This is a genomic window from Streptomyces smaragdinus (genome assembly GCF_009604385.1).
Classification (GTDB): Bacteria; Actinomycetota; Actinomycetes; order Streptomycetales; family Streptomycetaceae; genus Streptomyces; species Streptomyces smaragdinus.
Genome location: NZ_WEGJ01000007.1, coordinates 207,055 through 217,144, shown reverse-complemented (window position 1 = coordinate 217,144; position 10,090 = coordinate 207,055). Strand labels below are relative to the sequence as shown.

Annotated in this window: 6 protein-coding genes; all 6 read right to left on the bottom strand. The window is 75.6% G+C overall.

Going from position 1 to position 10,090, the window contains the following annotated elements; translation table 11 throughout:
- On the bottom strand, nucleotides 1-459 hold a 459-nt coding region (locus SRB5_RS13845), incomplete at its 3' end, for a hypothetical protein (protein ID WP_228390025.1).
- Complete coding sequence (locus tag SRB5_RS13840; protein ID WP_153452227.1) at nucleotides 459-2,609, bottom strand: phage tail protein; 2,151 nt, start codon at nucleotides 2,607-2,609, stop codon at nucleotides 459-461. The genes SRB5_RS13845 and SRB5_RS13840, both read right to left, overlap by 1 nt.
- 10 nt (nucleotides 2,610-2,619) lie before the next feature.
- The gene (locus SRB5_RS13835) at nucleotides 2,620-4,830 is read right to left on the bottom strand and encodes a putative baseplate assembly protein (RefSeq protein WP_153452226.1); all 2,211 of its coding nucleotides are present in this window, start codon (nucleotides 4,828-4,830) and stop codon (nucleotides 2,620-2,622) included.
- A gap of 87 nt (nucleotides 4,831-4,917) precedes the next feature.
- A complete protein-coding gene (locus SRB5_RS13830; protein ID WP_153452225.1) occupies nucleotides 4,918-5,304 on the bottom strand; it encodes a GPW/gp25 family protein in 387 nt (128 codons plus the stop codon).
- A 39-nt stretch (nucleotides 5,305-5,343) separates the two neighbouring features.
- Complete coding sequence (locus SRB5_RS37095) at nucleotides 5,344-8,493, bottom strand: eCIS core domain-containing protein (RefSeq protein WP_153452224.1); 3,150 nt, start codon at nucleotides 8,491-8,493, stop codon at nucleotides 5,344-5,346.
- 70 nt (nucleotides 8,494-8,563) lie between these two features.
- Nucleotides 8,564-10,081, bottom strand: a complete 1,518-nt coding sequence (locus SRB5_RS13820) for a hypothetical protein (RefSeq protein WP_153452223.1) — start codon at nucleotides 10,079-10,081, stop codon at nucleotides 8,564-8,566.
- Nucleotides 10,082-10,090 lie beyond the last annotated feature (9 nt).

Sequence of the window (10,090 nt, the reverse complement as noted above, 5' to 3'; positions counted from 1 at the left end):
CCCCGCACGCCGCCCCTCCACCCGCCGTACCGCCGCGAGGATCGCCTCCCCGGGCGCGGTCGCCGGATCGGGGTCGCCGCGCTCGCGCACCCCCGCCCCAACCCACGCCCAGGTCCGCTCGACCCGCCCCACCGCCGTCGACCCGATCAGATCCGCGAGCGCCATCACGGGCCCGTCGTACCGCACCACATCGGGGTCCCCGCCCCCCAGCGCCGCCAGCAGCCCGGACACCAACGCCTCGGCCCACGCCCGCCCGAGCACGGCGTCGGTGTCCTCGAGATCCAGATCCACGCACAGATCAAGCCGCCGCACACACCAGATCCCCGCCGGCACCTCGGCGGCGTCCAGCGCCCGGGCCAGCTCCCCGCCCACCACCGTCCGGGCCAGCCCGGCCACCCGCCCGTCGGCCTCCGGGGGAGTGGCCGCGACGAACCGTCCGATCGACAGCCGTGCGGGCATCAGCCCACCCGGACCGCGCCCACGGTCCCGTCCCGGTCGAGCCGGGATCCGCTCGACGGCGTACCGACGACTCCGTCCCCGCCGACGGCGACCGCGCCGACCACCGCCGGACCCCAGCGGGCGCCGGGCCCGACCAGGGACGTACGGCCGATGTGCAGGGACCGGCCGATGCGCATGCCCGGCCCGAGCTCGCAGATCTCCGCCTCGGTGTGGGCGGGCCGGTGGTCGGCGAGGATCCGCTCCACGACCGCCCGCTGCTCACGGGTGAGGTCGGCGGGGATCAGCACGCTGAACCGGTGGGCCGCCGTGGCGTACCCGTCCGGCGCGGCTGCCGTACCTCCCAGGGTGCCGTCGCCGAGGGCCCCGCCGGTGCGGACCGTCGCGCCGAGCCGGGCGGGGGCGGTGCTGCCGGGCCCGGCCCCGAGAGTGGCGCCGGGGATGCCGCGCAGCCGCCAGCGCTCCACCAGCACCGGCGGCCGGCCCAGGTAGATCGTCAGGATGCGGGTCAGGGCCGTCATCGTGCCGCGCCGCGCGAACAGTTCGTACGCCTGCGCGATCAGCTCCCGCCGGGCCGCCTCCGGCCAGCGCCGGTCCAGCGCCAGCCCGGCGAAGCCGGCGAGCCAGGCCAGCGCTTCCTGCGGCGTGGCGGCGGGGTCGACGAGCAGGGCGCGCCACACCGCCCGGCCGTCCAGCTCCCGCAGCAGTCCGTCGAGGGGCGCGAGGAACCGCTGTAGGAAACCCGCGTCGTCCTCGTCGCGCGACCAGGCCCGGGGGAGGTGCCGCAGCAGCCGGTGGCCGGGGCGCTCGACCCGGATCTCCCGGACGCGCGGGGTGAGTTCGGTGGTGCCCGTGAGGTCCAGCGCCAGCCACAGATAGCGGCCCGGCGCCGCCCCGACGGGCACCTCGTACGTCTCGAACCGGTCGTCCGCCGGGATCTGGACCCACGGCTGCTCCCGGCCGGTCGGCCGCCGGAACAGCGGGGCGGCGCTCTCCGCGGCGGCCCGGTCGAGGGCCGCCGCACCGGGCAGCGGCGGCGTCAGGTCGGGCCGGCGGACGGTGATCGCGCCGCGCGCCGGGGGAGCGGGGGCGACCGGATCGGTCACGGTGTCGTCGTCCGAGGTCAGGGTGCGTACGGCGACGGATGTGCCGGGCGGCAGACAGGCGTCCAGGAAGATCCGGCCCCAACGGGTGCGGTAGGCGCCGCTGTCCAGGCGGTACGTGACCACCCGGCCGGCCGGCACATAGCGCACGCTCGGCCCGCCGGTCCAGGCGAGGCCTCGCGCCGTCGTACCGCACAGCCGGCCGTGGGACTCCGCCACCGATCCGCCGTCGAAGTCCGGCTGGGCCACCGGGGCGAGCTCGAGCACGCCCTCGCTCAGCGGTGCGTCCCCGAGCGGCGCGAACCGGCGCAGCACCTGCCCCGGCGCGCAGGCGACGGCCAGCGTGCCGTCGGCGCGGACGACCAGATCGACGGCGCCCGGCACGGCCACCACCGGGCGGCCCTCGGAGTCGGCGATCAGCGGCGGCTGATCCCCGCGCCGCCAGAGCACCAGGACGGTACCGTCGGGGGCGGTCGCGATCCGCTCGGCGGCCACCGCACCACGGCACCGCGGCCGGCGCAACGGCGGCCCGGGCAGCGGCCCGCGCCTCCCGGTGACCAACAGCAGCCCCACCGGCCGCCGGGTCAGCACCAGGGCCTCGCAGCATTGCGCCGCCACATCGACCGCCCTGCGTCGGGGATGGCGCCCGCTCGCGACCGGGATCCGGCGCAGCAGCTGCCGGGACCGCAGATCGGCGACCGCCACCCGGGCGCCGGCGTCCTCCACGACGTACAGCCGCTGCAGGGCGTCGACGGCCGTCGCGGACGGGCGCGTGAACGCCCCCGCCCAGTCGAGGTCGGACGCCGACACCGTGCCCGTGGCGGGCGGCTGCACGCTCACGCGGTCGTCCTGCGGCCAACTCCGGTAGGCGTTGCCCCAGCGGTCGAACGCCAGGCCGGACCGGGACGCCGGCAGCGGTACGTCCGTCTCCGGCACGGTGTCCCGCCAGTTCAGCTGCACGCCTCCGCCCGGCACCAGGGCGGTGTTCTCGTGCCGGCAGCGGGCCCACTGGTCCGGGTGCGCCAGCAGGCTGTACGGGGCGGTGTCCATGTACGGGCCCTCAGCATTCGTCGCGCGGCAGCGGCGCGATCACCGCGTCCGGGATGGTCGGCGGCAGCGGGCGGTACGCGCTCCCCGGATCCAGCGGGGCACCCGAGACGACGGTCAGGTCCACGATCTCGGGCAGCTGGTAGCGCTCCAGCCCGACCTCGGGCACCGCCCGCATCCCGTGCGGCGCGGCGGGATCGGGTACGGACAGCAGCAGGCCCTCGAGATACTCCACGCCGTCGACCTGGACGGCCACGGCCTCCAGCTCGGCCCGGCGGACCGTACGCCCCAGCGGCCAGCCCCGGCCGTCCGGCCCGTACGGCGGCAGCGGGGCGAGGAACTGCCGCAGGATCAGCTCGACCCAGCGGCGGACGGCGTCCACCTGGTAGCCGTCGCGGACGACGACTCCCGCGGCCAGCCCGATCCGCCGGTACTCCGGCGGGATCACGTACAGCTCCGTGGTGATCAGCCGCCGGGGGTCGAGATACCGCGTGACCTCCCGCAGCAGGGAGCGGTCCGGCAGCGGCGCGGCGGGATCGCGGACGTCCTCGGCGGGGACGACCAGCACGCTGACCACGCCCGCCGCGGGCACGTCCGGCGTGTCGGGGTGCAGCAGCGGCAGGGTCTCGGCGCGGGCCACGCCGGGGACGCGCAGGGCGAGTTCGCGGAAGTCGTCGGCGGTGACCGCCCGGTCGCGGCGGTGCACCTCTCCGGGGATCCGCTCCAGGGCGGCGTCCAGCGACTCCGCGTCCCGCCCGCCCGCGGCCGGCAGCGGATTGCTCGCCGTGACCCCGGCGGTGGCGGCGACCTGCGTGATCGCCCCGGCGGCCACATTGCCCGCCGCACCGCCGCCGTACCGGTAGGCGCGGACGCGGATCCGCTCGCCGATCTGCGGCACCCGCGGCCCCTGCCCGCCGCTGCCGAAGCGCACCTCGCCCGCCGCGAGGTTCACGGTGTAGAACCGGTCGCCGGGGCGGGCCGCCGCGAAGGAGTCGGCCTCGCTCCACTGCTGCCACCGCCCGGACTCCTCGACGTCCAGCACGACCGTACGGGGCAGGATGCCGCGCTGCACCAGCGGAAAGACCTGCCCGGCCCCGCCGCTGCCGACCCCGAGGAGCTCCGGCACGGTGATCGAACGCGCCTGGGTGGCCCGGACGGCGTTGGCGCCCACCCAGCGGACCCGGTGGATCGGATCACCGCTGCCTGCCGTCCCCGGCTGCCCGGCCGCCAGCGGACGCGTGACCTGCAGCCAGGCGACGACGCGGGCGGCCCGCGCGGCGTCCTCCAGCGGGGGCGGGCTGTCGGCGCCGCCCGACGGCGGCACCGCGGGGTCGGGGAGCACCAGCGGGTCCGGCAGGGTCAGCTCGACGACGCCGGTCGTGGTCAGCCCCTCCGTCGTGTCACGCGCCACCTGTACGGGACTGAGCTCGGCGCCGTCCGCGGTCCACAGCCGCCACAGCGTCGGCGGCAGCTCGGCGTCCAGCCCCGTCGAGCGATACCGCCCGGCGCCCGCCGCGTCCAGGTCGGCCAGCCGGAACGGCCGGTCGACGGACTCGTCGAAGGCGACGCCGAGGAACAGCCCGTGACCGGCCATCTCCCGGGCCAGCGCGGCCGGGTTGGCCCCCTCGGCGTGCAGCACCGCGATCCACAGCGCGCGGTCCACGGCGTCCGCGACGGTCACCGGGGCGGCCTCGGGCGCGGCCGGGTCCGGCGGCAGCAGCCGGGGCCGGAAGAACTGCACCGGCGTCCCGGTCCCGAGCCCCAGCCGGAACAGGGCGTCGCAGCGCCGCGCCCGCTCCGCCGTGTCGTCCTCGGCCGGGGGCGGCACCGCCTCCTTGATCATGCCGAGGGTCTCGACCGGCCACGCGTACACCTCGTCGTCGGTCTCGAACGACACCGCCCCGGCCCGCAACTCGCCGCCGCGCAACAGCTGCACGCCGCCGGGCACCTCGGTGCGCAGCGCGGCGAGGACCTCGGCCGGACGCGCGGGCAGCGCCGGGATGCCCAGAAGCCGCAGGAAGGCGACCTTGGTGGCGTCCGGGATCTGGTTGAACCGGAAGAGCAGGCTCTCGCCGAGGAACGCGAACAGGTCCAGCAGCGCGATGCCCGGGTCGCTGTCGTTGTGGTCGGTCCACTCCGGCGTGAACGTCGGGATGCGCTGGATCAGTTCGGTCCGCAGCTGCTCGAAGTCCCGGTCGTCGAGCACCGGGCCGATCAGGGTCATCGTCCGCCGTTCCGGGCGGTCACATACCGGTTCCGCATGCTCCGATGATCCGCTCACCGACGTCACGGGCGCGTTGCGAGCAGCCGGTCACCGGAGATAGAACGGGTAGACCAGATCGTCCTCGCGCCGGTCGGCCGTCCGGACGTAACGGATCGAGATCCACACCAGCGCGGGGTCGTCCCCCGGCGTGACCGACACCTCGATGACCTGGATGCGGGGCTCCCAGCGGGCCAGCGAGTCGCTGATCTCCTGCCGCATCGACGTGCGCGTGGCCGGGGTGTTGGGGCGCATCAGATACCGGCGCAGTCCACAGCCGAAGGTGGGCAGCATGACCCGCTCACCCGGCTCGGTGTCCAGGATCGCCTCGATGGACTGGCGGACGAGGGCATCCCCGCCGACATAGCCGAACCGGCCGTCCGGGCCCGGACGGAAGGGGAACGCCGGGCCCTGCCCGGTCAACGCGTCGATGGTCATGATCGCCTCCGGGGCGGTTCGTCTCGGCGGGACACCGGGTCAGTCCTCCGCGAAGCCTCCGGAGTGCTGTGCCGCCTGATGGATGGAACGCGGCACCAGCAGCATGATGTTGTCGCCCTCGACGTGGTGCCACGTCAGCGGGTCGGCCGGGTCCGAGCGCAGCGCCGCCACCCGGCCCGCGTCCGGGGTGGTGGTGCCGGGCCGGAACCAGCCCTGCTGCCGGGCGTAGGCCTGGTCGGCGAGGCGGTCGTGCAGCCGGCGGTCCTTGACCGCGAGGTCGGCCCGGCGCAGGAGCACCGTGCCCACGGCGAAGTCGGTGAAGACCGGGTGGTCGTTGACGTACGGGATCGGCCGGTAGCCGGCCCGGACCAGCGCGTCCCGGTTGTTGGGCGTGAAGTCGGAGTTCCCGGGCTCCCCGCTCCACTCGCCCCGCCGGGCCACCCGGTACTTCGCGATCTCCTGCACATGGGCTCCGCCGCCCTCGTCGAACAGGAAGCACAGCGGGTCGTCGGAGAACCGGCACCACTGGCCGGTCCGCCGCTTGCGCCACACGTGGCCGTTGGTGAGGATCACCTCGAAGTCGTACTCGCCGCCGGACAGCACCCGCATGGGCGAGGCCTTGACCACCTCGAACTCGTTGCGCAGGTCGGCGGGACGGTGGGCGAGCTGCCGGCTCGTCAGATTCGCCGACGTCTTCAGCGCGCGCCGCGCCGCCGGCAGCACCTCGATCGTCGCGACCATTCGGCCGGGCGCCTGGGGGTCGGGGGAGAGGAGCAGCGCGGGACGGCCCGTGAGGTCTTTCACCGCGCCCCGGAACTGCACGATGCTCAGCAGTCCGGTGCCGGTGGCCATCAGCGCCAGCCGGCCGTACGCCGCGTCGGCCTGGGCCCGGGTCATCTTGCCCGCCCTGACCGCCTCCTGGATGGCCGCGAACTGTTTGATGAGGTCGTGGCCGGTCACCGCGATGTTGACGAGCTGACTGCCGGCCTCAAGGCGCCGCAGGACGAACCAGACCCGGGTGGCCGAGGCGGCGCGGGCCAGGGCGCCGGCCTCGGCGGCGACGACACCCATCCGTCCCACGCCGAGGGTGACGGCGGACAGGATGTCCTGGGCCAGCTCCCAGTGGAACTGGTCGGTGTCGGCCTGGGTCCAGACGCCGTGCTCCTGCTTCTCCCGCAGCCGGGCGTAGCCCGCCGCGAGCTTGATCCCGGTGCCGAGCGCGGCCGTGACCAGGAACGGCGTGCTCAGCGGGGCGAAGACCAGGCTGCCGAGGACGGCGACGCCCAGGCCGATGCGCCCGAGCCAGGTCCAGAAGGACGTGGGGGCGGTGGTCGCCATGCCGCCGGGGGCGTTGGTGACGGGGTCCCGCCAGTAGAGGTGGCCCTCGGGGAAGAAGTCCTCGTTGTCCAGCTCCTCGAAGATCTTCGGCGGAACGGGCATCCGCATGATCGGCGCCGGGTCGAAACGCTCGCGGCTCAGCCCCTCGATGGCGTTGACCTGGTGCCGGGTGCGGACGTACCGCTTGTCCCGGCGGGGCGCCGTGAGGTCGTGCAGCTGCCACTCGAAGCCGGTCGGGACGGTGCGCTCACTGGTCGGCTCGGGCGTGCGGACCAGGTAGAACTGCCAGGGAATGGCCCTGGCCACCGGGCGGGGGCGCCCCGTCTCGTCCGTCTTCTCCGACACGTCCTCCTTGGGGTAGAAGACCGCCTGCACCTTGAGCGCGTGGGGGTGGGCGAGGAGGAACGCCGCCTGGCGTTCGTGGAGTTCGCGCGTGTACTCGAAGCTCTCGACGAGGTCCTTGCTGCCGCCGGCGGCCCGGAGGTCCGCGAGCAGGAGGTCGTCGAGCTGGCGGGTGGCCCACCGGAACTCGCCGAGAGCGGTCCGCCAGCCGGCGCGGTCCCGGGCGTCCTGGACGGCGTTCACGGCGGTCAGCAGCCGGGTCTCGCGGCGGCCGGCGGGGAGGTCCTTGTCCGGGACCCGGTCCGGCCCGGCGGCCGGCGTGCCCGTACCGGGCCAGGAGGGGTGTACGGGCGGCAGGGTGGCCCAGGGAGCGGCGCCCGACGCGAGGTCGCGGCGCTGGTCCGAGGCGGAGGCGTGGCAGCCCGACGGGCAGGGCGACTGTCCCGGGCGCCGCGGGCCCGAGGGCTGGGAGGCCAGTCGCTGCTCGGCCACGTCCAGGCCGCGGAACAGGGCGCTCACGCTCGCGTAGAAGGCGACGAACCAGGGCCGCAGCGGGTCGGTGACCGCGGCCGGGGCGTCCTGGCCGGCGCTCGCGCGGAACACCGCCTCGAGCACGACCGCCGCCTGCTCCGCACGGGCCCAGCTGTCCTTCGTCCGGGGGCTGAACCGGCTGCCCGCCCCGGGGAGCGCACCCCGGCCCGCGGCCAGCGCGCGGTCGAACAGCTGGAGCCGCAACTGGGCCTCGGCCTGCCGTGACGCGTCGATGTCACCCTGCACGGTGGTCGCCTGCCGGTCGAGCTCCGCGCCGTGCCCGGCCCGGTGCAGACCCGGCCAGCCCGCCCGCAGCGCCGCCTGGTGCTGCTCCTCCTGCCGGCGCCGCTGCTCGGCGGCCCGGCGCTCCGCCTCCTGGCGCTGCTCGTCGGCCGTCTGGTGACAGTTCACGTTGCAGATCACGGTGGTCGAGCCCCGCGCCGGCTGGGCCGCACCCGGGGCGGGCCACTGCCAGGGGCCGGAAGCCGGGGGCTGGGCGCCGGTGTTGCCGCCGCCCTGCGCCAGCCAGGCGCGGATCGCTTCGGTGTCCTGCTCAGACAGACCCCCGTCGCCCTGGGCCACGACCGTCCCCGGGGACGCGGCGGACGAAAGCCCCGGGCGGGACGCACCGCCGGACTGCTGTACGACGTGGGCGATCTCGTGGGCCAGCCGTTCGGAGCCGGCACCGGTGAAGTCGTACAGCCCGCCCGGGGAGACGATGTCGTGGCCGACCGTGAAGGCGGGCAGCCGGGGCGCGTCCCGCCGCAGCCGCTCCGGCGTCCGGTGTACGCGGACGGGCCCCAGATCCGCGCCGGTCCGGCGCTCCAGCGGCTCGCGGAGGTGTACGGGCAGCGGTGCGCCGCCCGGCACCCGGACCGGGGGCTTGCGCAGGGGCGCGGCCGGTCCCGGCGCGGCGGCCCGGGCAGGCGTCCGCGCGGCGCGTGCGAACCGGCGCGCCTCGCTCTCGAATCCCGGCATACGGAACCTCCTTCGCCGCCGCCCTCCAGCCAACCGGTCCTTCGTCACCGGCGCGTTCCCCACGGACGCCTTACGGCGGGCAGAGCGGATCGTCCGGCTTGCCCTCGGGCACGGGCGGGGCGGGCGGTACGGCCTTGCCCGGATCGAGCCCCCGGACCAGATCGCCGACCTGCGTGGGGTCGTCGTCGAACAGCGGGACGTCCGCGAGCTGGCCCGCCGCGTCGACCGTCTCCATCACCTCGTCGAGCTCGGCCCGCAGCTCCGCGGACATGGCCTCGAGCGTGCCGCCGCCGTCGAAGTACGCCTCCAGCTGGGCCAGCGCCGTCGCCTCGCTGGGCAGACAGAAGCGCAGGATCAGCAGCCACCACAGCTGGAAGACGAACACCACCACCGGCAGGAACAGACTGAACACGAACATCGAGACGATCACGAAGATCTCCAGCGCGAACGTGCACCGGCTGGTCGTCAGACCCAGCCCGGCGCTCGGCGTCGGCGGGAAGCCGCTCGCGTTCATCCGCAGCTGCGACCCCGGCGGCTGGACGATCTCGACGCCGCCGGGCCCGGGCGGCCGGCCGGCGCGCGCCGCGACCGCCCGGAAGTCGGGCATGGTGATCGTCACGCGGTGGTTCTTCGTCCCGTCCGGGTCCATGTGCGGCGCCACCCGGTACGGCAGGGTCGGCTCGCTCCAGAACAGGCGGTCGGGGCAGTGCTCGTGACCCGGGCCGGGATGCCTGCGGGCCAGACAGCGCACCCGGTAGACGGTGCGGTCGTCCAGCCGGGGCCGGCCCTGGTCGTCGACGTCCGCCGCGTGGGTGGGGACGACGCCGAACCACAGCGACCGGCTGCGGGCGGGGGCGCAGTCCCCCTCCCGCGGGGGCAGTTGATACATCGGCAGCTCCAGCTCGCCGTCGAGCAGCGCGGGCGGCGCCTGGTCGTCCACGGCCCGCCAGCCTCCGGTGCCCGCGGGGCCGGTCACCCAGGCCTCGACGATCCGCCGCGGCCGTACGCGCTCCAGCAACTGCCGCTGCTCCGGGGTGAGGGGGAGCCGGGCCGCCGTGCCGGCGAACGCCACGTCGTCGAGGTCGTCGGTGTCCGGGACGGCCGACGGGACCGGCGACGGGTACTGGGCCCGGTACAGCGAGTCCGTCAGACTGCGGGCCAGCTCCCGCAGGGCCTGGGCGTCCGCCACCTCGGTCCGCTCCCGCCGTACGACGAACGACAGGTCCACGCCCTCGACCTGACCGGGGCGGGGCAGCCCCGGCTCGTCGCAGAACAGCTCGACGACCACCGCGTAGAACCGGGAGTGCAGCGGCTGGTACAGCTTGCGCAGCGGCGACAGCACCATCGCCTGGTCGACGAACCGCAGCCGGCCGCTGCCCCTGCCCCCCTTGGGCACCGTGACGGGGAAGCCCCAGCGGTCCTCGGGGAGGAACCTCAGGCTGTCGCGGGGGTCGGCGAGCAGCCGGTCCACGAAGTCGGCGCCGCCGTACTTCTGCAGGGCCGGCCGGCGGGCGTCCGCGTCGAACGGGGTGAGTCGGTCGCGCTCGCGTACGTACCACGGTGCGCGCAGGGCGTAGGGGTGGTCCATTCCGATCAC